Origin of the sequence: Microbacterium sp. BDGP8, from assembly GCF_029991045.1 — a bacterium.
GTDB classification, from domain to species: Bacteria; Actinomycetota; Actinomycetes; order Actinomycetales; family Microbacteriaceae; genus Microbacterium; species Microbacterium plantarum.
In genome coordinates, this window is the sequence record NZ_CP120712.1 from 2,751,312 (window position 1) to 2,777,726 (window position 26,415).

Below are 26,415 nucleotides of genomic sequence, written 5' to 3' on the forward strand. Positions count from 1 at the left end.
ACGGTACTCGAACGGTCAGCGCTGGCGCTTCTCGCGCACCCGCATGTTCGTCACGATCGGCGTGCCCTCGAAGCCGAAGATCTCGCGCAGCCGTCGCTGGATGAACCGGCGGTAGCCCGGGTCGAGGAACCCGGTCGTGAACAGCACGAATGTCGGCGGACGCGTCGACGCCTGGGTCCCGAACAGGATGCGGGGCTGCTTGCCGCCGCGCAGCGGGTGCGGGTGCTCCGCGACGAGCTCGGCGAGGAACGCGTTGAACTTGCCCGTCGGGATGCGCTGGTCCCACGACTGCAGCGCGGTCTCGAGAGCGGGAACCAGCTTGTCGAGGTGACGACCGGTACGGGCCGAGAGGTTGACGCGCGGCGCCCACGTGACGTGCGCGAGGTCCTGCTCGATCTCGCGCTCGAGGTAGCGGCGACGGTCGGCGTTGTCCATGTCGGCGTCGTTGAGGCGGTCCCACTTGTTGAACGCGAGCACGAGCGCTCGACCGGACTCGAGCACGAGGTCGATGATGTTGAGGTCCTGCACGCTGATCGACTCGGTCACGTCGAGCACGACGACGGCGACCTCGGCCTTCTCGAGGGCCGCTGACGTGCGCAGCGACGCGTAGAAGTCCGCACCCTGCTGCAGGTGCACCCGTCGACGGATGCCGGCCGTGTCGACGAGTCGCCACAGCTTGCCGCCGAGTTCGACGACCTCGTCGACGGGGTCGCGGGTCGTGCCCGCGAGGTCGTTCACGACGACGCGCTCCTCGCCCGCGGCCTTGTTGAGCAGCGACGACTTGCCGACGTTCGGGCGCCCCAGGATCGCGACGCGACGGGGTCCGCCCAGCTCGTTCTTCGCGACGGCCGAGACCTCGGGGAGCACCTTCATGATCTCGTCGAGAAGATCCGCGACTCCACGCCCGTGGATGGCCGAAACGGGGTGCGGCTCGCCCAAGCCGAGGTTCCACAGCGCCGCAGCCTCGGGCTCCTGGCGCGCGTCATCGATCTTGTTCGCGATGAGGAAGACCGGCTTGTCGCTCTTGCGCAGCAGACGGACGACGGCCTCGTCGGTGGCGGTGGCCCCGACCATCGCGTCGACGACGAACAGCACGACATCCGCGAGGTCGATCGCGACCTCGGCCTGCGCGGCCACCGAACGGTCGATGCCGCGGGCGTCGGGCTCCCACCCGCCGGTGTCGACGAGGGTGAAACGGCGGTCCATCCACTCGGCCTTGTAGCTGACGCGGTCACGCGTGACACCCGGGGTGTCCTCGACGACGGCTTCGCGCCGACCCAGGATGCGGTTGACCAGCGCCGACTTCCCGACGTTCGGACGCCCGACGATGGCGACCACCGGCAGCGCCGGGAGCACCTCGACGACCTCGCCACCCGCGGTCAGGCCCGCGAGCAGGTCGGCATCCTCATCATCGAGCTCGTAGTCGGCGAGGGTCGCCCGCAGCGCGGCGGCCCGCTGGTCGGCGAGCTCCTCGTCGAGGTTCGCGAGCTTCTCCTCGAGCTGGTCGGGACCGCCCTGGTACTCGTCTTCGGTCGTAGCCATCAGTTCTCTCCTGTCGCGGTGCGAACGACGTCGATGACGGCGTCCACGGTCCGATCGAAGTCCAATTCGGTCGAGTCGACCACCACGACGCCGGGCGCCGCGGTGAGGAAGTCGACGACCTTCGAGTCCGACGCGTCACGCCGGTGGAGCGCCTCGGCGACAGCCGCGGCATCCTCCCCCGTGAGCTCGGCGCTGCGGCGCGCGGCGCGCACCTCGGGGCTGGCGGTCAGCAGGATGCGCACGGGCGCATCGGGGAAGACCACGGTGGTGATGTCCCGCCCCTCGACGATGACACCGGCCGATCCGGATGCCGCGACGAGCGCCCGGAACAGGACGTTCACGCGCTCGCGCACTTCGGGCACGCGTGCGACGCCGCTGACGGCCGCCGAGACGCGGGGCTCGCGGATCTCATCGGTGACGAAGACGTCGCCGACGCGGACCCAGTGGTCATCGGGGTCGAGCGAGATCGCGTAGTCGAAACCGTCGAGGGCGCGCACCACGGCGTCCGCGTCGGCGGTGTCGTCATCGCGCTCGAGCACGCGCCACGCCAGCGCACGGTAGGCGGCGCCGGTGTCGAGGAAGCCGTAGCCGAGCACGCGGGCGGCCTGCTTCGACACGCTCGACTTGCCGCTGCCGGCGGGACCGTCGATCGCGACGGTCACCGGGAACGATTCAGGCACCGGAGACGATTCAGGCATGGGGAACACTCGCGATCTTCCAGCCGCGCTTCTCGAGCCCGGCGACGGCTTCATGGACGGCGCTGGGGACGACGCTCAGCTCGGCCAGCCCGAACTGCGCGCCTGGGGAGTGCTCGAGGCGGAGGTCCTCGATGTTCACCCCGAGCTCGCCGAGGTCGCCGAACAGGCGCCCGAGCTGACCCGCGGTGTCGTCGACGCGCACGACGATCTGCTCGAACCGGCGGTTCTGGCCGTGCTTACCGGGCAGGCGCTCGACGCCCTCATTGCCACGACGGATGGTGTCGGCGAGCGCGCGGCGGGCACCGGGAGCCGCCGGGTCGCGCAGCGCGTCGGCCACCGCCCGCAGGTCGCCCGCCAGCTCATCGAGCACGGCGACGACGGGAGCCGCATTCGCGCCGAGGATCTGCACCCACAGTTCGGGAGCGGATGCCGCGATGCGCGTCGTGTCGCGCACGCCCTGACCGGTCAGGCGCAGGGATCCCTCGGGAGCGGCGACGAAGCGTCCGGCGAGGAGGCTCGCCACCAGCTGCGGGACGTGCGAGGTGAGGGCAACCGCTTCGTCGTGCTCCTGCGGTGTCATCTCGAGCGGCATCGCGCCGAGGTCGAGCGCGAGCCCTTCGACGACCGCGAGATCGGAGGCGCGCGTCTCATCGTCACGGCACACGACCCACGGGCGACCGACGAAGATGTCCGCGCGCGCCGAGATCGCACCGCCCCGCTCGCGGCCGGCGAGCGGGTGCGAGCCGATGTAGTGGGTGAGGTCGACCCCGCGCTTGCGCAGCTCGAGGTAGGGCTCGAGCTTGACGCTCGCGACGTCCGTCACGACGACGCCGGGGTGGGCGCGCAGCTCGCGCTCGATCACATCCGCCGTGACGTCGGGCGGCACCGCGACCACGATGAGGACGGGGCGGTCGTCCGGGGCCGCGAGCCGGCCCGCGCCGTAGTCGACGGCGAGCCGCAGCTGAGCGGGCGAAGCGTCGTCGAGGACGACGTCGACGCCGAGCAGACGCAGGGCGTGACCGATGCTCGAGCCGAGCAGGCCCGCGCCGACGATGCGCACGGTGCCGGCCGTGCGCGCGGCACGGCCGGGGCGCACGGGATCGAGCGAGGAATCGGTCACGGGTTCTCCGGAGAAGTCGGGTGCTCGGGGGCACCGTCGGCGCTGCGCGAGAGCGTCAGCAGCGCACCGCGTTCCACTGTAGTCAACTCCCGGGCGCGTCCCGCCGGGAGGGTTCCCAGGTGAAGCGGCCCGAACTGTCGCCGCACGAGCTCGAGAACCGGATGCCCGACCTCGGCCATCATGCGCCGCACGATGCGATTGCGGCCCGAGTGGAGCGTCAGCTCGACGAGGCTCGTCTCACCCGACGTGTCGAGCAGCCGCGCCTTGTCGGCCGCGATCGGGCCGTCGTCGAGCTCGACGCCTTTCGTCAGCCGTGCGATCGTCTGCGGGGTCACGCGCCCGCGCACCTTCGCGATGTACACCTTCGTCACCCCGAACGAGGGGTGGGCCAGGACGTGGGCGAGCTCGCCGTCGTTCGTGAGCACGAGCAGACCGCTGGTCTCGGCATCCAGGCGGCCGACGTTGTACAGGCGCTCGTCCCAGTCCTTCGTGAACCGGCGCAGGTCGGCGCGGCCCTTCTCGTCCTTCATCGAGCTGACGACACCCGTCGGCTTGTTGAGCATGACGTAGCGCTTCGTCGTGTCGAGCTGCACGGCCGTGCCGTCGACGTCGACCCTGTCGGCAGCCGGGTCGATGCGGCTGCCGAGCTCGGTCACGACGACGCCGTTGACCCGGACGCGTCCCTCGACGATCAGCTGCTCGCACACGCGGCGCGACGCCACCCCGGCATTGGCCAGGACCTTCTGCAGGCGTACCCCTTCGGCATCCGTCATCGCGTCGCCTCTCCTTCGAAACCGTCGGCGCCGTCGTCGAGCAACGGCGAAATGGGCGGCAGCTCGTCGAGCGAGTTGATGCCGAGGTTGACCAGCAGCGCGTCGGTCGTGCCGTACAGGATGGCACCGGTCTCGGGGTCGTGACCGACTTCCGTCACCAACCCGCGCGAGAGCAGGGTGCGCACGACCGAATCGACGTTGACGGCGCGGATCGACGCCACCTGACTGCGCGACACCGGCTGCTTGTACGCGATGACCGCGAGGGTCTCGAGGGCTGCCTGCGAGAGCCGCGACGGCGCCTGCGTGTTGACGAACTCGCTCACGAGGGCGTCGTGCTCCGCTCGCACGTACATCCGCCACCCGCCGCCCACTTCGCGCAGCTCGAAGCCGCGACGCGGCCCGCCCGTCTCGCCGTCGTAATCGGCGACGAGCCCGGCGACCGCCTGCCGCACGGCTGCGACGGGCGCCCCGACGGCGGCGGCAAGGGAGACGAGGCTCTGCGGCTCGTCGACGATCAGCAGAACCGCCTCGAGCCGCCGCGCGACGTCCGCGATCGGGTTGGCCACGGTCGGTGTCGGGTCATCGGTCATAGTCGGCTCCCAGGGTGGCGAGGTTCTCCTCGGACCAGCGCTCCGCGGTCCAGCGCAGCGTCAGCTCGCCGAGCGGCTCGAGCTGCTCGAACGACAGCGCCGCGTGACGGTAGAGCTCGAGCACGGCGAGGAAACGGGCCACGACGACGCCGGGCTGCGCGACCCCGGCGACGAGTTCACGGAAGTTCAGGGTACCCGCGCCGCGCAGCAGCGTCACGACGATGGCCGCCTGCGCGCGGATCGACACGAGCGGAGCGTGCAGGTGGTCGAGCCCCACGACGGGGATCTCCTTCGGAGCGAACGCGAGCATCGCCAGTGCCGCGAAGTCGTCGGGGGTCAGCGTCCACACGAGCTCCGGCGCGGCCGCGCGGTACTTCTCGTCGAGGCGAACCGACCGGGTGTGACGACGGTCCTCGGCGACGACCCGCTCGGCGAACCAGCCGGCGACCTGCTTGAACGCGCGGTACTGCAGCAGACGGGCGAACAGCAGGTCGCGCGCTTCGAGCAGCGCCACCGACTCGGCGTCGATGAGCTCGCCCTGCGGCAGGAGCCCGGCGACCTTCATGTCCAGCAGCGTCGCGGCGACGACGAGGAACTCCGAGGCGGCGTCGAGCTCTGCGGGCTCGAGCCCGCGCAGGTAGCCGATGAACTCATCGGTGACCTTGCTGAGCGACACCTCGGTGATGTCGAGCTCGTGCTTGCCGATGAGGTTCAGCAGCAGGTCGAAGGGGCCGTCGAAGTTCGTCAGCGAGACCCGGAAGCCCGGACCGTTCGGATCGCCCGCGTCGGGTTCGGCCGGCCCGGCCGCATCGACGATCCCGTCAGGCGACGGCGCCACGGGCGACGAGCTCCCGCGCGAGACGCAGGTAGGCCTGCGCGGCCTGATGCTCCGGCGCGAAGGTGATGATCGGGACCCCCGCGACCGACGCATCGGGGAACTTCACGGTGCGCCCGATGACCGTCTCGAGTACGTCGTCGCCGAAGGCCTCCACGACGCGTTCGAGCACCTCGCGCGAGTGGAGGGTGCGCGGGTCGTACATCGTGGCGAGGACGCCGTCGAGCTCGATGGACGGGTTCAGCCGGTCGCGCACCTTGTCGATCGTCTCGATCAGCAGCGCGACGCCGCGCAGCGCGAAGAACTCGCACTCGAGCGGGATGAGCACGCCGTGGCTCGCCGTCAGCGCGTTGACCGTGAGCAGCCCGAGCGAGGGCTGGCAGTCGACGAGGATGACGTCGTACTCGGACGAGACCCCGCGCAGCACGCGCGCCAGGATCGTCTCGCGGGCGACCTCGTTGACGAGGTGCACCTCGGCCGCCGAGAGGTCGATGTTCGCGGGGATGACGTCGAGCCCGGGCACAGACGTCTCGACGATGACCTCGTGAGGGTCGCGCTTGGTGTCGAGCAGCAGGTCGTAGATCGTCGGCACGTCGTGCGTCGCGATTCCGAGGCCCGCCGACAGCGCCCCCTGCGGGTCGAAGTCGACGGCGAGCACCTTGCGACCGTACTCGGCGAGCGCGGCGGCGAGGTTGATCGTCGTCGTGGTCTTGCCGACGCCGCCCTTCTGGTTGCAGAGGGCGATGATGCGGGCCGGGCCGTGACCATCGAGCTTCGGCGGGGTCGGGAAACCTCGGTATGGCCGACCGGTGGGTCCGATCGGGGTGTCCTCCGTGGGGGCCTTCCCGGCCTTCCGCGACTTGTCCGTCACCGAGACTCCTGCTTTCCGTAGCGTGCGATCGATTCTCGCACAGGCACCCGGCGTGAGCCGATACGTTCGTCGGACGCGCGGGGCAGAAGTGGCCTGGGCCGACGCCCGAGGCGACACCAGCACCGCCGATCCGACGAACGTATCGCCGCAACGCCTCCGGGTCATAGGCTCCCGAGCACGTCGAGCCGCAGCTGGGCGGCGACGGCGATCAGCAGGTAGTCGACGACCACGACGAGGGGCGTCCACGCCAGCAGCAGCGCGCCGACGCGCTGCGGCGCGCGGCCCCAGACACCCTCGCGCAGCGTCCAGCCGAGAGTCGTCCAGAACAGCGGGATCGTCACGAGCCACACGACCATGCACCACGGGCAGAGCGAGCCGTACTCGAACACGCTGCGGTAGGCGAAGACATGGACGAGCGCGAACGCCGCCGCGACGAACCCCGCGTACACCCGCCAGTACCAGGGACGCAGCCCGCCCGGCGCCGCGAGCCCGGAGGCTCCCGCGTAGATGGCGCCCGGGAAGAGCACGATCCCGATGATCGAGTTGCTGAACCCGAGCAGGTTCCCGCCGGGGCTCAGCAGGTTGGGGCCGCACGTGACGATCGGGCTGATGTCGCACGAGATGAGGGCTTCGGCACCGGTGAGCTGGCCGACGTACTCGTGGTAGAGCAGGAACGACACGATCCAGCCCGCGACGCCCGCCACGATCCAGACGACGGCGAGCGCGGGGCCGGGACGGATGCCGCGCCTGTTCTCCGAAACGGCGGCGGATGCTGCGGTGGGCATGCTGTCATCCTGCGGCGCCGGTACCGCGCCCGCGGCCGCCCCGTGCCGGGAAAAACCGGGTTCGACCGGATGCCGCGAGCCCCGCCCGAGCTTCAGCGCCAGGTGGCGGTGAGGAGACCTGCGACGACCCCGAAGACGAGGGGCAGCAGGCAGCCGATGGCGACGGGGCGACCGACCGCGGGCCGGGTGAACAGGAGCGCTCGCGTCTCGGCCCGTTCCGCGTCGGTGCTGCGCAGCGCGCCGCCCGGCGACGGCTCCGGGTGAGCGGTCGCGGCATCCTCCATACGCGCGGCGATCGCGAGCAGGTCCTCGGTCCAGCGCCAGAACGGGGCGGTCCAGCGCGCCAGCGCGCCACGGGAGAGGAAGTACACGTGTCGGCCGACGGTCTCGACGTCGACGTCGGGCGCGACCGCCGCCAGGCCGGAGCGCACGGACGGCGTGAGCATCCGGCGAACACGGTCGCCGTCGGCGGGCGCGCACCAGACGCCGAAGTGCTCGTCGAACCCGCCACCGATCTCGATCCGCTCCTGCCCGAGGGGCGGACGCCAGGAGGGCGCGCCCGGCGCGTGCACCGCGACCAGGCTCGCCCGCGGCAGCTCGGCGGCGAGGCCTACGCGGAGATACGTCAGCGAGTGCGGCATCCGATAGCGGCCGATCCAGGTGTCGAACGAATAGTCCGCCGACCGGAACGGGCGCGGCTCGCTCCCCGTCACGACAGCGGTCGCCATCCGGCGCTTGCCGAGGCCGAAGACGGTCGCACTCTCCTGCGGGTCGTCCTCGCGGTGGCGCAGACCGAGCCGGTTCGCGGTCGCGAACCCTTCCAGACGGTACAACGCGGCGTCGGCCTCCTGCCGGGCGCGACGCATCCCGCCGAAGCGACTCACCGCGAGTGGCAGCACCATCACCGCCGCGATCACGATGTTCGACCACGACAGGCCCGAGCCGCCTGCCATCGATTGGATGAAGAGGACGAAGAGCAACGCGAGCACGCCCACCCCGAGCACCAGCACCGCCGAGACGAACACCGCTCGCACGGCGACCAGCCATGAGGCGCGCCGGCCCGCTTCGCCACGGAGCCCCTCTTCGCCAGGCTCGGGGAGCGGGGTCGTGAGCGCCTCGGTGCCGAACGGGGTGGCGCCGGCGTCGTCCCGGGGTGCGCCGCTGCTCATGCCCCTATCCTGCCGTGCCGGGGCTGCGACGCCGTCCGCTTGTACCCCGTCTCAGCGCGCGCGAGGATGCGACGTGGCGTAGATCTCCCGCAACGCGTCGACCGTGACGTGCGTGTAGATCTGGGTGGTGGCGACCGACGCGTGCCCGAGCAGCTCCTGCACGACGCGGACGTCGGCCCCGCCCTGCAGCAGGTGCGTCGCGAACGAATGCCGCAGGGTGTGCGGCGACACATGCGCCGTCAGTTCCGCGCGCTCGGCCGCCTGCTGGATGATCAGCCACGCGCTCTGCCGCGACAGCGGAGCACCGCGGACGCCGAGGAAGAGCCGGGGCGTCGCGCGTCCGCGCCGGGAGAGCTCCGGCCGGCCCCGCGCCAGATAGGCCTCGACGGCAGCGCGCGCGTACGAGCCGACCGGGACGATCCGCTCCTTCGCGCCCTTACCGCGAACGCGCAGCACGTCGCCGAGGGCGAGGTCGTCGACATCCAGCTGCACGATCTCGGACACGCGCGCGCCCGTCGCATAGAGCAGCTCGAGCAGCGCTCGATCCCGCAGCGCGGCGATGTCGGTCGCGGCGACATCGCCCGGAGCGGGACCCGCCGCGTCGAGCAGACTCTCGACCTGGTCGATCGTCAGAGCTTTCGGCAGGCGCCGCGGCGTCTTGGGCGGGCGCAGCCGCTGCGTGGGATCGGCATCGACGATGCCTTCACGGGCGAGGAAGCGGTGCCACCCGCGCAGCGACGACTGCAGCCGCGCCAGCGACGTGGCCGCCGGCGGCGGGTCGGCGGATGCCGCCTCCTCGGCGAACCGGGTCACGACCTCAGCCGTGATCTCGGACGTGTCACCGATCCCCTGCTCGGCGAGCCACGCGGTGTACGCGTCGAGATCGCGCCGGTAGGCCGCGACCGTGTGCGCCGACAGCCCCCGCTCGACCGAGATGTGGCGCAGGTACGCCGCGACGGCGCGGTCGAGCCGCACGTCCGTCAGCCCCGGCGCAGCCGTTCGGCTGCCGCCAGCACGCCCGTCGCCAGGATGCCGTTGCGGAACCGTCCCGCGAGCACGCCGTCGACGACCTCCGTGAGCGGTACGCGCTCGACGCGCATGTCGGCTTCCTCGTCCTCGCGCTCGTACGCGCTCGGCGCCGGACTGAGGCCGCGCGCGAGGAAGACGTGGATGACCTCGTCGTTGCCCCCGGGCGTCGTGAAGATGCTGACGAGCGGCTCGAGCGACGCCGCCACCAGGTCGACCTCTTCGGCGAGTTCCCGCCGCGCGGTCTCGATCGGGGGCTCGCCGGCGACGTCGAGCAGCCCCGCGGGGATCTCCCAGTCGCGATGACGGATCGGATGCCGGTACTGCTGGATCAGCACGACGCGCTCTTCGTCGTCGATCGCGACGACCGCGGCCGCCCCGGGGTGGTCCACGAACTGGCGCGTGATCTCCCCGTCACCGAAACGCACCGTCTCGCTCCGCACGTCCCAGACGTGCCCCGAGTACACCAGCTCGCTCGAGATGACCTCGGGCTCGACGGGCTCGTCGCGCAGCTCAGGCATCCTCGACCTCGAACAGCTCGCTCGCGCGGTGCCGGTCGAGGGCGGCGGCGACCAGCCCACGGAACAGCGGGTTCGCCTCGGTCGGACGCGACCGGAGCTCGGGGTGGGCCTGCGTCGCGATGTAGTACGGGTGCACGTCGCGCGGCAGCTCGACGTACTCGACGAGGTTGCGGTCGGGTGACAGGCCCGAGAAGACCAGGCCGGCCTCGGCGATCTGGTCGCGGTACCGGTTGTTCACCTCGTAGCGGTGGCGGTGGCGCTCGGAGGCCTTCGTCGCCCCGTACACCTCGGCCGCGAGCGAGCCCTCGGCGAGGTCGGCCTCGTACAGGCCCAGGCGCATCGTGCCGCCGAGGTCGCCGCCGGCGATGATGTCGACCTGCTCGGCCATCGTCGCGATGACGGGGAACTCGGTCTCCGGGTCGAACTCGCTCGACGACGCACCGGCGAGGCCCGCCATGTTGCGGGCGTACTCGATCACCATGCACTGCAGCCCCAGGCAGATGCCGAGGGTCGGGATGCCCTGCTCGCGCGCGAACTTCAGCGCGCCGAGCTTGCCCTCGATGCCGCGGATGCCGAAGCCGCCGGGCACGACGATGCCGTCGACGCTCGCGAGCGCCTTCTCGGCGCCCTCGGGGGTCTCGCACAGATCGGAGGGGATCCAGGTGACGTTGACCTTGGTCTCCTGCGCGAAGCCGCCGGCCTTCAGCGCCTCGGTGACCGAGAGGTACGCGTCGGGAAGATCGATGTACTTGCCGACGAGACCGATCGTGACCTCGTGCTTGGGGTTGTGGACGGCGTCGAGCACCTTGCTCCACCGCGTCCAGTCGACGTCGTCGGCCTTCTCGGCCAGCCCGAGCCGGCGCGTGATGTACGCGTCGAGACCCTGATCGTTCAGGGTCGAGGGGATGTCGTAGATGCTCGGCAGGTCGACGGTGTTCACGACGCCCTCGACGTCGACATCGCACATGAGCGCGATCTTGTTGCGGTTGCTCTCGCTGACGGGGCGGTCGCTGCGCAGCACGAGGGCGTCGGGCTGGATGCCGACCTGGCGGAGGGCCGCGACGGAGTGCTGCGTCGGCTTCGTCTTCTGCTCGCCCGAGGCGCCCATGAACGGCACGAGCGAGACGTGCACGAAGAACACGTTGTCGCGGCCGAGCTCGTGGCGCAGCTGACGGGCCGCTTCGAGGAACGGCTGCGACTCGATGTCGCCGACGGTGCCGCCGACCTCGGTGATGATGACGTCGGGGCGGGGCTCCTCGGTCGCCTGCAGCCGCATCCGGCGCTTGATCTCGTCGGTGATGTGCGGGATGACCTGGACGGTGTCGCCGAGGTACTCGCCGCGGCGCTCCTTGGCGATGACCTGCGAGTAGATCTGGCCCGTCGTGACGTTCGCCGCCTGGCTCAGCTCGATGTCGAGGAACCGCTCGTAGTGTCCGATGTCGAGATCGGTCTCGGCGCCGTCATCGGTCACGAAGACCTCACCGTGCTGGAACGGGTTCATCGTGCCCGGGTCGACGTTCAGATACGGGTCGAGCTTCTGCATCACGACGCGAAGACCGCGTGCGGTGAGGAGGTTGCCGAGACTCGCGGCGGTCAGTCCCTTACCGAGAGAAGAGACCACACCACCGGTCACGAAGATCTGCTTGGTGGTGTTCTGGGAAGAGGCCGCGCGATGAGTGTCCGTCACGGGCTTCTATTCTATCAGTCAGGAACGCGAGAGGTTCAGCAGTTCTCGGGCGTGCTCGATCGCGGCGCCCGAATCCGGCAGGCCCGACAGCAGACGCGCCATCTCGGCCTCGCGGTCGCCGCCCTCCAGCCGCCGGACGCTCGACGCGGTCACCGAGCCGTCGTTCGACTTCACGACGGTCAGGTGGTTCGTCGCGAAAGCGGCGACCTGGGCGAGGTGGGTCACGACGATCACCTGGCTCGTCTCGGCGAGCCGGGCGAGCCGGCGCCCGACCTCGATCGCCGCGGCGCCGCCGATTCCGGCATCCACTTCGTCGAACACGAACGTCGGCACGGGGTCGGTTCCCGCGATCACGACCTCGATCGCGAGCATGACCCGGCTGAGCTCACCGCCCGAGGCGCCCTTGGCGACCGGACGGGGCTCGGCGCCGGGGTGAGGCGCGAGCAGGATCGTGACGTCGTCGCGCCCCGAGACCGATGGCGTGCCGGGCTCGACCGTGACGACCAGGCGCGCGTCGGGCAGGGCGAGTTCGCGGAGCTCCGCCGTGACCGCGGCACCGAGTCGCTCCGCGGCGGCAGTGCGGGCCGCGGTCAGCTCGGCGGCGGCGGCATCCAGCGCCTCGGCGAGCTCGTCGCGCTGAGCGCGCAGGCGCTCGATGCGGTCGCCGTCGTCGTCGAGCTCCATGAGCCGTGCGGATCCGCTCTCGAGCAGCGCGAGTGCTTCGTCGAGGGTGCCGTGCACGCGCAGCAGACCGCCGAGCGCGGCGCGCCGCTCCTCGACGGCCGCGAGTTCCTGCGGCCCGCTCTCATCGAGATCGGCGAGGTACGCGCTCAGCCCTGTCACGAGGTCGGCGGCGCGGTAGCCGAGGTCGGCCAGCGGCTCGACGAAAGCGGCGAGGGCCGTGTCGCTCGCCGCCGAGCGCTCGATCGCGCGCCGGGCCTCGGCGAGCAGAGACACCGCGTCGGGCAGCTCGTCGTCGTTCGAGAGCGCGTCGTGCGCCGTCGCAGCGGCGGCACGCAGCTCTTCGACGTTGGCGAGCTTCTCGGCCCGCTCGGCGAGCGCCGCGTCCTCCCCCGGCTGCGGGGCGACGGCCTCGATGTCGGCGATGCGCGCGCGCAGGTCGTCGGCCTCGCGGCGGCGCGCGTCGCGATCGGCGTCGAGCTGCGTCAGTTCTGCGTCGACGGCACGCCAGGCGTCGAACGCCGCGCGGTAGCGGTCGCGCGCCGTGGTGATCTCGGGGCCGCCGAAGCGGTCGAGTGCGTCGCGCTGGGCGGTGGCCGACTTCAGCCGCAGCTGGTCGGACTGCCCATGGACGACGATGAGCTGTTCGGCGAGCTCGGCGAGTACGGCCGCCGGCGCGGGACGCCCGCCCACGCTGGCGCGACTACGACCTTCGCTCGACAGCACGCGTCCCAGATACAGCTCGGAGCGGCCTCCGCCGATCGGCTCGACGTCTCCCCCGGCTTCGCGGACGCGTTCGGCGACGGGTCCGCCCTCGTCGATGATCCAGACGCCGTCGACCGATGCCTGCGGCGCGCCCGCACGCACGGCGCCCGAGTCGGCCCGCTGGCCGAGCAGCAGCCCGAGTCCGGTGACGACCATCGTCTTGCCCGCGCCCGTCTCGCCCGTGATCGCGGTGAACCCGGGACCCATCGGCAGCGTCGCCTCGGCGATGACACCGAGGCCGCGCAGGCGCATCTCTTCGATCACGAGGCGCCCTCCCGCTGCTCGAGACTGGGACCACGCCACCCGACCACCGGCAACCGGAACTTCCGGACGAGCCGGTCGGTGAAGGCGGCCGGATGCAGCCGGGCCAGGCGAACCGGGGTCTTCGAACGGCGCACGACGACGCGTGCTCCGGGAGGCAGCTCCTGCGAGCGGCGTCCGTCGGCCCAGAGGATGCCGGTGCCGTTCGTACCCGCGCCGACCTCGATCGCGACGGATGCCTCCGGGCTGATCACGAGCGGGCGTGCGAACAGCGCGTGCGCGGAGAGCGGCACCACCGCGACCGCCTCGACGTCCGGCCAAATCACGGGACCGCCGGCGGAGAAGTTGTACGCCGTCGACCCGGTCGGAGTCGCGATCACCACTCCGTCGCAGCCGAAGGCCGAGAGCGGACGCCGGTCGACCTCGAGGACGACCTCGAGCATCCGTTCGCGGCTGGCCTTCTCGACGGTCGCCTCGTTCAGCGCCCACGTCTCGTAGACGACGTCGCCGGAGCCGTCCTTGACCCGCACCGAGAGCGCCATGCGCTCCTCCACGTCGTAGTCGCGATCGATGACCCGCCGGACGGCATCGTCCATGTCGTCGGCCTCGATCTCGGCGAGAAACCCGACGTGGCCCATGTTGATCCCCAGGACGGGAGCGGTGCCGCCCCGGACGAGGTCGACGGCGCGCAGGATCGTGCCGTCGCCGCCCAGGACGATCGCCAGTTCGAGCTCGGCGACGCTCACGTCGAGGTCGAGCGTCACGACACCGGGAAGCTCGCCCAGCGCCTCGACGAGCTCGGCGCGGTCGTCGGCCGCCAGCACGGGACGCGCCCCCGCGTCGGACAGCGCGTTCAGGACGCGTTGCGCCGCGGCGACGGTGTCGGGACGGCGCGCGTGGGCGACGACGAGGATGTTGCGCATCGCGTCGATCATCGGGCTCCCGCCAGTTCGTCCACCGTGTGTATCCATTGTGTCGGATTGCCCGCCTCACCAGCGCGGATGCACAGGTGGACGACGTACTCCTGATTGCCGTGGGTGCCGACTAGCGGCGAGGCGATCACCCCGTGGGTGGCGAGTCCGGCGTCCCACGCCGACCACAGCACACTCATCACGGCATCCGCCCGCAGCGCCGGATCGGTGACCAGCCCGCCCTTGACGGCGGTCCGCCCGACCTCGAACTGCGGCTTCACGAGCAGGACGACATCCGTTCCCGGTGAGCAGACCGAGACGACGGCGGGCAGGACGTGCTCGAGGGAGATGAAGGAGAGGTCGCCGGTGATGACCTGCGGCTCGAACGGGGCGCCGACGAGCCCGGCGAGCGTCTCGGGCGAGAGGTCGCGGACGTTGAAGCCCTCGACCGCGATGACGTCGTCGTCCGCGGCGATGCTCGGCGCGAGTTGACCGTGACCGACGTCGACGGCGACGACCGGCCGAGCGCCGCGCTCGCGGAGCACCTGGGTGAAGCCGCCGGTCGAGGCGCCCATGTCGAGTGCGCTCCGCGAGGCGACGGCTATATCGAACGCATCGAGTCCGGCGATCAGCTTGTGGGCGGCGCGGCTGACGTAGTGGTCGGCGCCGGCGACGACGAGGGTCGCGGTGTCGGCCACCGGATGTGACGCCTTCACGACGGTGCGCCCGTCGACGGAGACGAGTCCCTCAGCGATCAGTGTTGCGGCGTGGCTGCGTGAGCGCGCCAGACCCCGGGCGGCGACGGCCGCATCGAGTCGGGTGCTCACGCGGCGCCGGTCGGACCGGAGTCGAGGCGGCGCGCGAGCTCGTCGTGCAGCGCCGCGTACGACGCGGCACGCTCGCTCAGGGGCTGGTCTTCGATGACGTCGAGCGAAGACAGCAGGTCGTCGCGCCATTGCTCGGCGATGCTCGGCGTCGCGCTGTCCGCGGCGGTGGGCTCGTGCTCGCCCGGGTCGGCACCATCCATCGACATGGCTCCCACGATACGCGGGGTCAGGGACGGTGGAAGGGATCCGCGTAGAGAGCCTCGGGAACCCGGAATCCGTAGATCGCGCGACCCGTCGCCCAGATCGCGGCCGCGCCCGCCCGGACCAGATCGATCGGCCGGTCGCCTGCCGAGACGATGACGATGTCGGCGCCGTCGATGCGCACCGACGCGTTGCCGACGGTCGTCACGTCGCCCTTCGTCCTGACCTCGGGGTAGGGCTCGTGGAGCTCGCGCAGGTCGCTCACGATGTAAGTCGGGCGCGAGTTGGCGGGCGCCGCCAGCACGTGCTTGGGCCGATCGATACCCGTCAGCACCAGCACCGACCGGATGCCGGCCGCCTGGGCCCCGGCGATGTCGGTGTCGAGTCGGTCACCGATGAAGAGCGGCTGGGAGGCGCCGAAACGCGCGACGGCCTCATCGAAGATGGGTCGCTCGGGCTTGCCGGCGACGGTCGCGAGACGTCCGACCGCCGTGTGCACGGCGGACACCAGCGTGCCGTTCCCCGGCGCGATCCCCCGCGCCTGCGGAATGGTCCAGTCGGTGTTCGTGGCGATCCAGGGGATGCCGCCCTCGTCTTCCGGAGTCGCCAGCGCATAGGCGGCTTCGGCAAGCTGCGCCCAGCCGACCTCGGGTGCGAATCCCTGCACGACGGCGGCCGGATCGTCGTCGGCCGATCGGGTGGGGACGTAGCCCGCCTTCTCGAGTTCGTGGACCAGTCCATCGCCGCCCACGACGAGGATCGTCGCCCCGGCGGGAACACGTTCGCGAAGGAGGCGCATCGCTGCCTGCGGGCTCGTGATGACGTCCTCGGGGCGCGTCGCCGTCAGGCCGAGTTCCCGCAGATGGTCGGCGACCACCGAGTCGCGCCGGGACGCGTTGTTGGTGATGTACCCGAGCCGGCGGGTCTCCCCCGCGCGGTTGAGGCTCTCGATCGCGTGCGGCAGGGCGCCGGGACCGGCATAGACGACACCGTCGAGATCGGCCAGGACGGCATCCACACCGTCGAGCGGTGTCGACGGTGCCCGGGAGAACAGGCCCATCAGCCGCGCTCCTCGGTCTTGCCTTCCGCCGGCGCCTCGCTTTCGAGCGCGGCGTCCTCGTCGATGTCGTCGACCACGATCAGTTCACGGTCCGCATCAGTCGCGCCGAGGGCTTCCTCGGCGACGAGGGCGCGCCGCTGCCAGAGCGCGGCCTCCTCGGAGCGACCGAGGTCCTCGAGCACGGCAGCCCGGGCGGCGAACAGGGCGGGGCTCCACGAGAACGCACGGTCGGGGTCGAGCTCGGGGATGTCGAGCTCTTGCAGCGCGCGCTCGGTCTCACCGAGGTCGAGCCGTGCCCCCGACATCGCGATCGCGAGCTCGACGCGAACCTCGATCGGAAGCGTCGACCGGTCGACCGCTCGACCGACCTCGAGCGCCCGGTCGGGGCGACCGACACCGCGCTCACTGTCGACCATCATCGCGATCTGGTCGTCACTGCCGGAGATCCGTCGGTACGTGCGGAGCTCCCGCAGGGCGAGGGCGTAGTCCCCCGTCGCATAGGCGGTGATGGCGACGGTCTCGCGCACGACCCCGACGCGTCCGGCGCGACGTGAAGCCGCGAGCGCGTGCTCGTGCGCGAGCGCGGGGTCGTCGTCGATCAGCTGGGCGACCATGGCGAGGTGGCGGGCCACCTGCTCCGCGTTCTCTTTGCTCAGAGTCTTCAGTTCGTTGCGCGCAGCGCCCGGCAGATCGCGAGCCGTGACGGTCTCGGGGATCTCGGGGCCGCGCGGGACGTCGCGACGCTCGGACCCCTGCGGCGGACGCGATGAACGTGCCCCGTCGCGGTCGTCGCGCCGCGGGCGCGCGTCACCGTCACGGCGCGGGTACGACGGACGGTCGCCGTCGCGGCGCGGGCGGGAATCACCATCGCGACGCGGGTACGACGGACGGTCGCCGTCGCGGCGCGGGCGGGAATCACCGTCACGACGCGGACGCGAATCACCATCACGACGGGGGCGCGAATCACCGTCACGACGCGGACGACCATCCCCCGCGCCATCGCGACGCGGGTACGACGGGCGGTCACCGTCACGACGCGGGCGGGAATCGCCGTCACGACGCGGACGGGAATCGCCTTCCCGGCGCGGGCGCTCGTCATTGGAACGCGGCGGACGAGCATCGCCGTCGCGACGCGGACGCCGTGCGCCGGAATCCGCAGCAGAGTAACGGGGCTTGCGCTCCGATCGCGGGCGGTCTTCTTCAGTCACGACGTTCCTTTCGTCCCGGAAACGAGAAAAGGCCACCCAACATTGGGTGGCCATTTCACGAAAGAAGTCCGGCGGTGTCCTACTCTCCCACAGGGTCCCCCCTGCAGTACCATCGGCGCTGTGAGGCTTAGCTTCCGGGTTCGGAATGTAACCGGGCGTTTCCCTCACGCTATGGCCGCCGAAACACTATTGATGTTTCAGTCTGCACAACGATCAATTCGTTATGCGGTTCTCGACCGTACATCGAGAACCACTCAGTGGACGCAAGCACCAAAAACGGTGTGTTATCAAGTCATCGGCTTATTAGTACCGGTCAGCTTCACGTGTTACCACGCTTCCACATCCGGCCTATCAACCCAGTAGTCTGGCTGGGAGCCTCTCGCCCGAAGGCATGGAAATCTCATCTTGAGGCCGGCTTCCCGCTTAGATGCTTTCAGCGGTTATCCATCCCGAACGTAGCTAACCAGCGGTGCTCCTGGCGGAACAACTGGCACACCAGAGGTTCGTCCAACCCGGTCCTCTCGTACTAGGGTCAGATCCTCTCAAATTTCCTACGCGCGCAGCGGATAGGGACCGAACTGTCTCACGACGTTCTAAACCCAGCTCGCGTACCGCTTTAATGGGCGAACAGCCCAACCCTTGGGACCTACTCCAGCCCCAGGATGCGACGAGCCGACATCGAGGTGCCAAACCATGCCGTCGATATGGACTCTTGGGCAAGATCAGCCTGTTATCCCCGAGGTACCTTTTATCCGTTGAGCGACAGCGCTTCCACAAGCCACTGCCGGATCACTAGTCCCGACTTTCGTCCCTGCTCGACCTGTCAGTCTCACAGTCAAGCTCCCTTGTGCACTTACACTCGCCACCTGATTGCCAACCAGGTTGAGGGAACCTTTGGGCGCCTCCGTTACTTTTTGGGAGGCAACCGCCCCAGTTAAACTACCCACCAGGCACTGTCCCTGAACCGGATTACGGTTCGAAGTTAGATATCCAGAGTGACCAGAGTGGTATTTCAACAATGACTCCACGGTAACTGGCGTCACCGCTTCAAAGTCTCCCACCTATCCTACACAAGCCACGCCGAACACCAATACCAAGCTGTAGTAAAGGTCACGGGGTCTTTCCGTCCTGCTGCGCGTAACGAGCATCTTTACTCGTAGTGCAATTTCGCCGAGTTCGCGGTTGAGACAGTTGGGAAGTCGTTACGCCATTCGTGCAGGTCGGAACTTACCCGACAAGGAATTTCGCTACCTTAGGATGGTTATAGTTACCACCGCCGTTTACTGGGGCTTAAATTCTCAGCTTCGCCTTGCGGCTAACCGGTCCTCTTAACCTTCCAGCACCGGGCAGGCGTCAGTCCGTATACATCGTCTTGCGACTTGGCACGGACCTGTGTTTTTAGTAAACAGTCGCTACCCACTAGTCTCTGCGGCCTCCACACCCTTTCGGAGTAAATCCTAATAAGTGGAAGGCCCCCCTTCTCCCGAAGTTACGGGGGCATTTTGCCGAGTTCCTTAACCACGATTCTCTCGATCTCCTTGGTATTCTCTACCTGACCACCTGAGTCGGTTTGGGGTACGGGCAGCTAGAACCTCGCGTCGATGCTTTTCTCGGCAGCATAGGATCACCCACTTTTTATCCGCATCGTGTCTCAGCCTTGATGAGTCACGGATTTGCCTATGACTCGGCCTACGCACTTGCCCCGGGACAACCATCGCCCGGGTTGGGCTACCTTCCTGCGTCACACCTGTTAATACGCTAGCCGCACCAGCATGGGGTCGAGCGTTAGACCGGACCGTCTCACCCCGAAGGGATCAACTAAGCCCGGGTTAGGACTCTTAGCACCACTGGATTAGCTTGGGCGGTTCTTCGCCGGTACGGGAATATCAACCCGTTGTCCATCGACTACGCCTGTCGGCCTCGCCTTAGGTCCCGACTTACCCAGGGAAGATTAGCTTGACCCTGGAACCCTTGGTCTTTCGGAGGACGTGTTTCTCACACGTCTTTCGCTACTCATGCCTGCATTCTCACTCGTGTGCCGTCCACGGCTGGGTCACCCCGCCGCTTCACCCGGCACACGACGCTCTCCTACCCATCAACACGGCTGGACCACGAAGGCCTACCAATAATGTCAATGCCACAACTTCGGTGGCGTGCTTGAGCCCCGTTACATTGTCGGCGCGGAATCACTTGACCAGTGAGCTATTACGCACTCTTTCAAGGGTGGCTGCTTCTAAGCCAACCTCCTGGTTGTCAGAGCAACTCCACATCCTTTCCCACTTAGCACGCGCTTTGGGACCTTAGTTGGTGGTCTGGGTTGTTTCCCTCTCGACTATGAAGCTTATCCCCCACAGTCTCACTGCTGCGCTCTCACTTACCGGCATTCGGAGTTTGGCTGACGTCAGTAACCTTGTAGGGCCCATCGGCCATCCAGTAGCTCTACCTCCGGCAAGAAACACGCAACGCTGCACCTAAATGCATTTCGGAGAGAACCAGCTATCACGAAGTTTGATTGGCCTTTCACCCCTATCCACAGCTCATCCCCTCAGTTTTCAACCTAAGTGGGTTCGGTCCTCCACGACGTCTTACCGTCGCTTCAACCTGGCCATGGATAGATCACTTCGCTTCGGGTCTAGGACACGCGACTGAATCGCCCTATTCAGACTCGCTTTCGCTACGGCTACCCCACACGGGTTAACCTCGCCACGTATCGCTAACTCGCAGGCTCATTCTTCAAAAGGCACGCTGTCACCCCTACTAAGGAGGCTCCAACGGTTTGTAAGCAAACGGTTTCAGGTACTATTTCACTCCCCTCCCGGGGTACTTTTCACCTTTCCCTCACGGTACTTGTCCGCTATCGGTCATCTGGGAGTATTTAGGCTTATCAGGTGGTCCTGACAGATTCACACGGGATTTCTCGGGCCCCGTGCTACTTGGGATACTCTTCACGCCAAGAGAAGCATTTCGACTACGGGGTTCGCACCCTCTATGACCAGGCATTCAAACCTGTTCGTCTATACCTTCTTGTAACGTCGACCACTCGGCAGAATGATCAGAAAAGTCCCACAACCCCCAACGTGCAACGCCTGCCGGCTATCACACACGCAAGGTTTAGCCTGATCCGGTTTCGCTCGCCACTACTAACGGAATCGCTGTTGCTTTCTCTTCCTGTGGGTACTGAGATGTTTCACTTCCCCACGTTCCCTCTACCCGCCCTATATATTCAGGCGGGAGTCACTAGGTCGGCACGCCGCCCAGCGGGGTTTCCCCATTCGGACACCCTCGGATCACAGTGTGCTTATCCACTCCCCGAGGCTTATCGCAGATTGCTACGTCCTTCTTCGGCTCCAGATGCCAAGGCATCCACCGTTTGCTCTTAAAGACTTGAAATCACATGAGTTGAATCGTCAAAAAATTGACTAATGATCTTTAAGATCATCTTCACGACACAACACCCGAAGGTGTCGCATCGAAGATGCTCGCGTCCACTGTGTAGTTCTCAAAGTACGGGCGGTACCCTCCCACATGCCACCCAAGCAGCATGAAGAAAAGGCCCAGAGGTTGCGGACTCTCATCCGGTCCCTCAGGACCCAACAGCGTGCAGGTGCGACCTCCGAAACCCTCCCCGTTCCCACCGCAAGCGGCGTACTAGAGAAGAACCTCATCTTTCGCACCATGTCAAATGTTCCACCCATGAGCTCCCAGCGAAGAACATGTGCCTTCGATCTGGGTTCTGGACTCCGAAGAGTCAGATGCTCCTTAGAAAGGAGGTGATCCAGCCGCACCTTCCGGTACGGCTACCTTGTTACGACTTAGTCCTAATTACCGATCCCACCTTCGACGGCTCCCTCCACAAGGGTTGGGCCACCGGCTTCAGGTGTTACCGACTTTCATGACTTGACGGGCGGTGTGTACAAGACCCGGGAACGTATTCACCGCAGCGTTGCTGATCTGCGATTACTAGCGACTCCGACTTCATGAGGTCGAGTTGCAGACCTCAATCCGAACTGGGACCGGCTTTTTGGGATTCGCTCCACCTCACGGTATTGCAGCCCTTTGTACCGGCCATTGTAGCATGCGTGAAGCCCAAGACATAAGGGGCATGATGATTTGACGTCATCCCCACCTTCCTCCGAGTTGACCCCGGCAGTATCCCATGAGTTCCCACCATTACGTGCTGGCAACATAGAACGAGGGTTGCGCTCGTTGCGGGACTTAACCCAACATCTCACGACACGAGCTGACGACAACCATGCACCACCTGTATAGAGACCTTGCGGGGCGACTGTTTCCAGACGTTTCCTCTATATGTCAAGCCTTGGTAAGGTTCTTCGCGTTGCATCGAATTAATCCGCATGCTCCGCCGCTTGTGCGGGTCCCCGTCAATTCCTTTGAGTTTTAGCCTTGCGGCCGTACTCCCCAGGCGGGGAACTTAATGCGTTAGCTGCGTCACGGAATCCGTGGAATGGACCCCACAACTAGTTCCCAACGTTTACGGGGTGGACTACCAGGGTATCTAAGCCTGTTTGCTCCCCACCCTTTCGCTCCTCAGCGTCAGTTACGGCCCAGAGATCTGCCTTCGCCATCGGTGTTCCTCCTGATATCTGCGCATTCCACCGCTACACCAGGAATTCCAATCTCCCCTACCGCACTCTAGTCTGCCCGTACCCACTGCAGGCCCGAGGTTGAGCCTCGGGTTTTCACAGCAGACGCGACAGACCGCCTACGAGCTCTTTACGCCCAATAATTCCGGATAACGCTTGCGCCCTACGTATTACCGCGGCTGCTGGCACGTAGTTAGCCGGCGCTTTTTCTGCAGGTACCGTCACTTTCGCTTCTTCCCTGCTAAAAGAGGTTTACAACCCGAAGGCCGTCATCCCTCACGCGGCGTTGCTGCATCAGGCTTTCGCCCATTGTGCAATATTCCCCACTGCTGCCTCCCGTAGGAGTCTGGGCCGTGTCTCAGTCCCAGTGTGGCCGGTCACCCTCTCAGGCCGGCTACCCGTCGACGCCTTGGTGAGCCATTACCTCACCAACAAGCTGATAGGCCGCGAGCTCATCCCTGACCGAAATTCTTTCCAGCTACTGACCATGCGGTCGCAGCTCGTATCCGGTATTAGACGCCGTTTCCAGCGCTTATCCCAGAGTCAGGGGCAGATTGCTCACGTGTTACTCACCCGTTCGCCACTGATCCACAGAGCAAGCTCTGCTTCACCGTTCGACTTGCATGTGTTAAGCACGCCGCCAGCGTTCATCCTGAGCCAGGATCAAACTCTCCGTAAAGAAAATTTGCTGCGACCAGCCGGAAAAAGACTGGAGCAGCGAGTTTGATGCTGACCAAAGAGATAAATCATTGCTGACTATCCGTTGCCTCCCCCGAAGGGAAGGTCTTTGATCCAAAGGAATCTCACCCCACCGAAGTGGAGTCGAGGTTATTTGGCATTTGACAAGTGCACGCTGTTGAGTTCTCAAGGATCGGACGCTCCCCCAACTGACCTCACAGCCAGCCCAGAGGGCAACTTCACAACCATACCCCACCGACGACGCGCTTCAATCTGCCGTCGGAACGAGGTTCCGCGCCAGTCGAGGACTGCTGTTCGGGGTGGAAGTTCCATCCTAGACGCAAGCGCCTTGTTCTCGCAAGAGGTTTGGGATGGGATTTGTTCTCCGCTTGAGGGGGCGTAGGCCTTCCGGCCTTCTCGCTCTTCCCTGTGGGGCGAACAAGTAATAAGTTACGCGGCTCCCGGCATCGTGGCAAAGCGGCGTGACATCCCGGGCGTGTCGCGCGGCCTCGGGAGGCCCGCGATCCGCGCCATGACGCGGAAAACGGCGGATGCCGCGGCTTGTTCGGCCGCGGCATCCGCCGTCTCGCTGTGGAGCGTCGCTCGCGCGCTCACTCCCACTCGATCGTCCCCGGGGGCTTCGACGTGACATCGAGCACCACGCGGTTGACCTCGCGGACCTCGTTCGTGATGCGGTTCGAGATCTTCGACAGCACGTCGTAGGGCAGCCGCGTCCAGTCGGCGGTCATGGCGTCTTCGCTCGAGACGGGACGGAGGACGATCGGGTGACCGTAGGTGCGGCCATCCCCCTGGACGCCCACCGATCGGACATCGGCGAGCAGCACGACGGGGCACTGCCAGATCTCGGCATCGAGCCCCGCCTTCGTCAGCTCGGCGCGCGCGATGGCGTCGGCGTCACGCAGGATCTCGAGACGATCAGCGGTGACCTCGCCCACGATGCGGATTCCGAGGCCGGGCCCCGGAAACGGCTGGCGCCCGACGATGGCCTCCGGCAGACCCAGCTCGCGCCCGATGGCACGGACCTCGTCCTTGAACAGGGTTCGCAGCGGCTCGATCAGCTCGAACTGCAGGTCTTCGGGCAATCCGCCGACGTTGTGGTGACTCTTGATGTTCGCCGTGCCGGCACCGCCGCCGGACTCCACGACATCCGGGTACAGCGTCCCCTGCACGAGGAAGCGGATCGGCTCCCCGTCGGCGGCCGCCTCGGCCATCAGGTCGCGCTCGGCCTGTTCGAACGCGCGGATGAACTCGCGGCCGATGATCTTGCGCTTCTGCTCCGGATCGCTGACGCCGGCGAGGGCCTCGAGGAAACGCTCGCGCGCATCGACCGTGATGAGCCGGACTCCCGTCGACGCGACGTAGTCGTTCTCGACCTGTTCCCGCTCACCCTTCCGGAGCAGCCCGTGGTCGACGAAGATCGCGGTCAGCTTGTCGCCGACCGCCTTGTGCACGAGCGCGGTCGACACCGCTGAGTCGACACCGCCCGACAGCGCCGAGATCACCCGGCCCGAGCCCACCTGCTGGCGGATGCGCTCGACCTGCTCGGCGATGACGTTGCCGCTGTTCCAGTCCGCCGGGAGTCCCGCGGCCTTGTGCAGGAAGTTCTCGAGCACGTTCTGGCCGTGGTCGGAGTGCTTCACCTCGGGGTGCCACTGCACGCCGTAGAACTTGCGCACGTCGTTGGCGAACGCTGCCACCGGGGTCGCCGCAGTCCGGGCGAGCACCTCGAAGCCCTCCGGCGCACGCGAGACCTGGTCGCCGTGGCTCATCCACACGTTCTGCTCGGGGGGCTGCCCCTCGAGCAGCGTGCCCTCCGTCACGATGGTCGCGTCGGTCGCGCCGTACTCGCGGAGTCCGGTGTTGGCGACCTCGCCGCCGAGCGTCTGGGCCATCACCTGGAAGCCGTAGCAGATGCCGAGCGTCGGGACGCCGAGATCGAACACGCCCGGATCGAGAGCCGGGGCACCGGGCTCGTACACCGATGAGGGGCCACCGGAGAGGATGATGCCCACCGGCTCCTTCGCTGCGATCTCCTCGGCCGTCGCGGTGTGCGGGACGAGCTCGCTGTACACCCCCGCCTCACGCACGCGGCGGGCGATGAGCTGGGCGTACTGCGCGCCGAAGTCGACGACGAGGACAGGACGCTGCGACGTTTCGGTCTGTGTGGTCATCGGGTGCCTTCCGTGGCGGGGATGGATGCGGATGCCTCAGCGGCTTCGCGCTCGGCGAGGTACGTCCTCACCTCGCGTGCGACGCGGGCCTCCATGAAGAACGACAGGGCGGGCACGACGCCGCCGAGCGCGAGCAGGATGAAGCGGGGGAACGACCAGCGCATGAGACTCCACACGCGGAAGCACGAGAACAGGTACACGACGTAGAACCAACCGTGCACCACGAGGATCGCGAGCGAGATGTTGAACCCGTCGCCCGTCGAGAGCATCTCGCACGAGTTCGTCTGCGGCAGGAACAGCGACCACCACTCGCAGTCGGCGCCCGCGATCACCGGCGCGAACCAGAGCAACCCACCCGAGCCGCCGGCGAAGAGCTCGGTGTGGATCGGGGTGTACTTCAGGATCATCTCCGCGAGCAGGAGCAGCAGGCCGACACCCGTGATCACCGAACAGATCTGGTAGAAGCGCAGAGCGTTCCGGATCGCCGGGAACGTGGCGAGTTTCGGGGCGCGAGGCATGGCGTCCAGTCTAGTCGCGGCCCGACGGCGCGCTTCCCGCTGCGGGGACGTCGGCGCCCTCGTGCTCGTCCTCGAGGTCCTCGAGCTCCTTCTCCCACGCGTCCTTGGCGAGGCGGTACCACATGTAGAACGCGAAGCCCGCGAAGACCGCCCACTCCACGGCGTAGAAGATGTTGAGCCAGTTGACGTTCGACCGCTCTTCGGGTGCCGGCGAGTGGATCGCGGTGAGTCCCCCGAAGGATTCCGCGGAGGTGAGGTAGCCGCGGTAGACGTCGAGCCCGGCGGTGTCGTGCCAGCGGCTGAGGAGAGCCGCCGGCGACATCCGCGTCATCTCCTGCGGACCGGCTCCGCGTCCGGGCAGAGCAGGCCCCTCGTCGGAGATGATTCGCCCCGTGAGCACGACATCCTGCGGCGGATCGGCGTCGAGGGCTGCCGCAACGGCATCCGCCTCGGTCCGATCCGAGGTCCATCCCACCGCGACGGCGAGCGAGGTCGGCTCCGACGATCGCGCGGACTCGGGATCGACCCGCAACTGCCCCGTGACCCAGTACCCCTCTTCGCCTCGGTCGAATCGCGACGACACGACGTCGAAGTCGTCGGCGACGAACGAGCCGCTCACCTCTACCCGCTGACCGACGAGGGGCTCGGGGAGATACTCCCCGGGTTCGGCGACGTCGGCGAGCGGGCGCACCTGCTCGGTCTGACCCGGCGGCGGGGGCGACGTGTCGACGGCGCGCGAGAGCTGCCATTGGCCGAGCCACGCGAAGACCGCCGCCACGAGCAGGGCGAACGCGAGCATGCCCAGCCACCACGGGCGCAGCATGACCTCGCGCAACGTCGGCGCGAAGGCCGCCGTCGACGCCTGTGGCGGAACCGAGTCGGTCGAGCTCAT

At 67.6% G+C, this 26,415-nt stretch carries 22 protein-coding genes and 3 rRNA genes; all 25 read right to left on the reverse strand.

What is annotated here, in order from left to right:
- Window positions 1–15: 15 nt before the first annotated feature.
- Complete coding sequence (gene der, locus P6897_RS13295; RefSeq protein ID WP_112617517.1) at window positions 16–1,542, reverse strand: ribosome biogenesis GTPase Der; 1,527 nt, start codon at window positions 1,540–1,542, stop codon at window positions 16–18.
- Entirely contained in the window at window positions 1,542–2,240 is a 699-nt protein-coding gene (gene cmk, locus P6897_RS13300; RefSeq protein ID WP_274179012.1) for a (d)CMP kinase, read from the reverse strand. The genes der and cmk overlap by 1 nt, the downstream gene beginning before the upstream one ends.
- Window positions 2,233–3,360: a prephenate dehydrogenase gene (locus P6897_RS13305; protein WP_274179013.1), complete on the reverse strand. Its 1,128-nt coding sequence runs from the start codon at window positions 3,358–3,360 to the stop codon at window positions 2,233–2,235. The genes cmk and P6897_RS13305 overlap by 8 nt, the downstream gene beginning before the upstream one ends.
- Entirely contained in the window at window positions 3,357–4,133 is a 777-nt protein-coding gene (locus tag P6897_RS13310; RefSeq protein WP_274179014.1) for a pseudouridine synthase, read from the reverse strand. Before P6897_RS13310 ends, P6897_RS13305 begins: the two co-directional genes overlap by 4 nt.
- A complete protein-coding gene (gene scpB / locus P6897_RS13315; protein WP_112617521.1) occupies window positions 4,130–4,723 on the reverse strand; it encodes an SMC-Scp complex subunit ScpB in 594 nt (197 codons plus the stop codon). The genes P6897_RS13310 and scpB overlap by 4 nt, the downstream gene beginning before the upstream one ends.
- On the reverse strand, window positions 4,713–5,561 hold the full coding sequence (locus tag P6897_RS13320) for a ScpA family protein (protein WP_282501463.1): 849 nt from the start codon (window positions 5,559–5,561) through the stop codon (window positions 4,713–4,715). Before P6897_RS13320 ends, scpB begins: the two co-directional genes overlap by 11 nt.
- Entirely contained in the window at window positions 5,545–6,429 is an 885-nt protein-coding gene (locus P6897_RS13325; RefSeq protein WP_094262410.1) for a ParA family protein, read from the reverse strand. The genes P6897_RS13320 and P6897_RS13325 overlap by 17 nt, the downstream gene beginning before the upstream one ends.
- Window positions 6,430–6,590: 161 nt before the next feature.
- The gene (locus P6897_RS13330) at window positions 6,591–7,214 is read right to left on the reverse strand and encodes a vitamin K epoxide reductase family protein (RefSeq protein WP_274179015.1); all 624 of its coding nucleotides are present in this window, start codon (window positions 7,212–7,214) and stop codon (window positions 6,591–6,593) included.
- Between the two features lie 92 nt (window positions 7,215–7,306).
- Complete coding sequence (locus tag P6897_RS13335; RefSeq protein ID WP_274179016.1) at window positions 7,307–8,383, reverse strand: hypothetical protein; 1,077 nt, start codon at window positions 8,381–8,383, stop codon at window positions 7,307–7,309.
- Between the two features lie 51 nt (window positions 8,384–8,434).
- A complete protein-coding gene (gene xerD, locus P6897_RS13340) occupies window positions 8,435–9,358 on the reverse strand; it encodes a site-specific tyrosine recombinase XerD (RefSeq protein WP_274179017.1) in 924 nt (307 codons plus the stop codon).
- A gap of 5 nt (window positions 9,359–9,363) precedes the next feature.
- Window positions 9,364–9,930, reverse strand: coding sequence for an NUDIX hydrolase (locus P6897_RS13345; protein ID WP_112617526.1), 567 nt, complete (start codon window positions 9,928–9,930; stop codon window positions 9,364–9,366).
- Window positions 9,923–11,617, reverse strand: coding sequence for a CTP synthase (locus tag P6897_RS13350; RefSeq protein WP_094262415.1), 1,695 nt, complete (start codon window positions 11,615–11,617; stop codon window positions 9,923–9,925). The genes P6897_RS13345 and P6897_RS13350 overlap by 8 nt, the downstream gene beginning before the upstream one ends.
- Window positions 11,618–11,635: 18 nt before the next feature.
- On the reverse strand, window positions 11,636–13,327 hold the full coding sequence (gene recN / locus P6897_RS13355) for a DNA repair protein RecN (protein ID WP_274179018.1): 1,692 nt from the start codon (window positions 13,325–13,327) through the stop codon (window positions 11,636–11,638).
- On the reverse strand, window positions 13,324–14,259 hold the full coding sequence (locus P6897_RS13360; protein WP_274179019.1) for an NAD kinase: 936 nt from the start codon (window positions 14,257–14,259) through the stop codon (window positions 13,324–13,326). The genes recN and P6897_RS13360 overlap by 4 nt, the downstream gene beginning before the upstream one ends.
- Window positions 14,256–15,062: a TlyA family RNA methyltransferase gene (locus P6897_RS13365; RefSeq protein WP_274179020.1), complete on the reverse strand. Its 807-nt coding sequence runs from the start codon at window positions 15,060–15,062 to the stop codon at window positions 14,256–14,258. The genes P6897_RS13360 and P6897_RS13365 overlap by 4 nt, the downstream gene beginning before the upstream one ends.
- Window positions 15,059–15,268, reverse strand: coding sequence for a hypothetical protein (locus P6897_RS13370; RefSeq protein ID WP_112617530.1), 210 nt, complete (start codon window positions 15,266–15,268; stop codon window positions 15,059–15,061). Before P6897_RS13370 ends, P6897_RS13365 begins: the two co-directional genes overlap by 4 nt.
- A 20-nt stretch (window positions 15,269–15,288) precedes the next feature.
- On the reverse strand, window positions 15,289–16,323 hold the full coding sequence (locus tag P6897_RS13375; protein ID WP_274179021.1) for an HAD-IIA family hydrolase: 1,035 nt from the start codon (window positions 16,321–16,323) through the stop codon (window positions 15,289–15,291).
- Entirely contained in the window at window positions 16,323–16,955 is a 633-nt protein-coding gene (locus P6897_RS13380) for a hypothetical protein (protein WP_269268025.1), read from the reverse strand. The genes P6897_RS13375 and P6897_RS13380 overlap by 1 nt, the downstream gene beginning before the upstream one ends.
- Before the next feature lie 29 nt (window positions 16,956–16,984).
- Window positions 16,985–17,422 carry a hypothetical protein gene (locus P6897_RS13385; protein WP_282501464.1) on the reverse strand — a complete coding sequence of 146 codons (438 nt, stop codon included), beginning with the start codon at window positions 17,420–17,422 and terminating at the stop codon, window positions 16,985–16,987.
- 175 nt (window positions 17,423–17,597) lie between these two features.
- Window positions 17,598–17,714 (reverse strand): 5S ribosomal RNA (rrf, locus tag P6897_RS13390).
- Between the two features lie 100 nt (window positions 17,715–17,814).
- Window positions 17,815–20,921 (reverse strand): 23S ribosomal RNA (locus P6897_RS13395).
- A 373-nt stretch (window positions 20,922–21,294) separates the two neighbouring features.
- A 16S ribosomal RNA gene (locus tag P6897_RS13400) occupies window positions 21,295–22,814 on the reverse strand.
- Together the 16S, 23S and 5S rRNA genes form the textbook arrangement of a ribosomal RNA operon.
- A gap of 610 nt (window positions 22,815–23,424) precedes the next feature.
- Window positions 23,425–25,005: a glutamine-hydrolyzing GMP synthase gene (guaA, locus tag P6897_RS13405; protein ID WP_112617904.1), complete on the reverse strand. Its 1,581-nt coding sequence runs from the start codon at window positions 25,003–25,005 to the stop codon at window positions 23,425–23,427.
- Window positions 25,002–25,523, reverse strand: coding sequence for a DUF3817 domain-containing protein (locus P6897_RS13410; RefSeq protein WP_282501465.1), 522 nt, complete (start codon window positions 25,521–25,523; stop codon window positions 25,002–25,004). The genes guaA and P6897_RS13410 overlap by 4 nt, the downstream gene beginning before the upstream one ends.
- A gap of 10 nt (window positions 25,524–25,533) precedes the next feature.
- Window positions 25,534–26,415: an SURF1 family cytochrome oxidase biogenesis protein gene (locus P6897_RS13415; RefSeq protein WP_274179346.1), complete on the reverse strand. Its 882-nt coding sequence runs from the start codon at window positions 26,413–26,415 to the stop codon at window positions 25,534–25,536.

Excerpts from the sequence above, each read along its gene's own strand:
- der (WP_112617517.1), bottom strand. The coding sequence starts at position 1,542 with ATGGCTACGACCGAAGACGAGTACCAGGGCGGTCCCGACCAGCTCGAG.
- cmk (WP_274179012.1), bottom strand. The coding sequence starts at position 2,240 with ATGCCTGAATCGTCTCCGGTGCCTGAATCGTTCCCGGTGACCGTCGCG.
- P6897_RS13310 (WP_274179014.1), bottom strand. The coding sequence starts at position 4,133 with ATGACGGATGCCGAAGGGGTACGCCTGCAGAAGGTCCTGGCCAATGCC.
- scpB (WP_112617521.1), bottom strand. The coding sequence starts at position 4,723 with ATGACCGATGACCCGACACCGACCGTGGCCAACCCGATCGCGGACGTC.
- P6897_RS13330 (WP_274179015.1), bottom strand. The coding sequence starts at position 7,214 with ATGCCCACCGCAGCATCCGCCGCCGTTTCGGAGAACAGGCGCGGCATC.
- P6897_RS13335 (WP_274179016.1), bottom strand. The coding sequence starts at position 8,383 with ATGAGCAGCGGCGCACCCCGGGACGACGCCGGCGCCACCCCGTTCGGC.
- P6897_RS13345 (WP_112617526.1), bottom strand. The coding sequence starts at position 9,930 with ATGCCTGAGCTGCGCGACGAGCCCGTCGAGCCCGAGGTCATCTCGAGC.
- P6897_RS13360 (WP_274179019.1), bottom strand. The coding sequence starts at position 14,259 with ATGATCGACGCGATGCGCAACATCCTCGTCGTCGCCCACGCGCGCCGT.
- P6897_RS13370 (WP_112617530.1), bottom strand. The coding sequence starts at position 15,268 with ATGTCGATGGATGGTGCCGACCCGGGCGAGCACGAGCCCACCGCCGCG.
- P6897_RS13375 (WP_274179021.1), bottom strand. The coding sequence starts at position 16,323 with ATGGGCCTGTTCTCCCGGGCACCGTCGACACCGCTCGACGGTGTGGAT.
- P6897_RS13385 (WP_282501464.1), bottom strand. The coding sequence starts at position 17,422 with ATGACGAGCGCCCGCGCCGGGAAGGCGATTCCCGTCCGCGTCGTGACG.
- guaA (WP_112617904.1), bottom strand. The coding sequence starts at position 25,005 with ATGACCACACAGACCGAAACGTCGCAGCGTCCTGTCCTCGTCGTCGAC.
- P6897_RS13410 (WP_282501465.1), bottom strand. The coding sequence starts at position 25,523 with ATGCCTCGCGCCCCGAAACTCGCCACGTTCCCGGCGATCCGGAACGCT.
- P6897_RS13415 (WP_274179346.1), bottom strand. The coding sequence starts at position 26,415 with ATGAGCTCGACCGACTCGGTTCCGCCACAGGCGTCGACGGCGGCCTTC.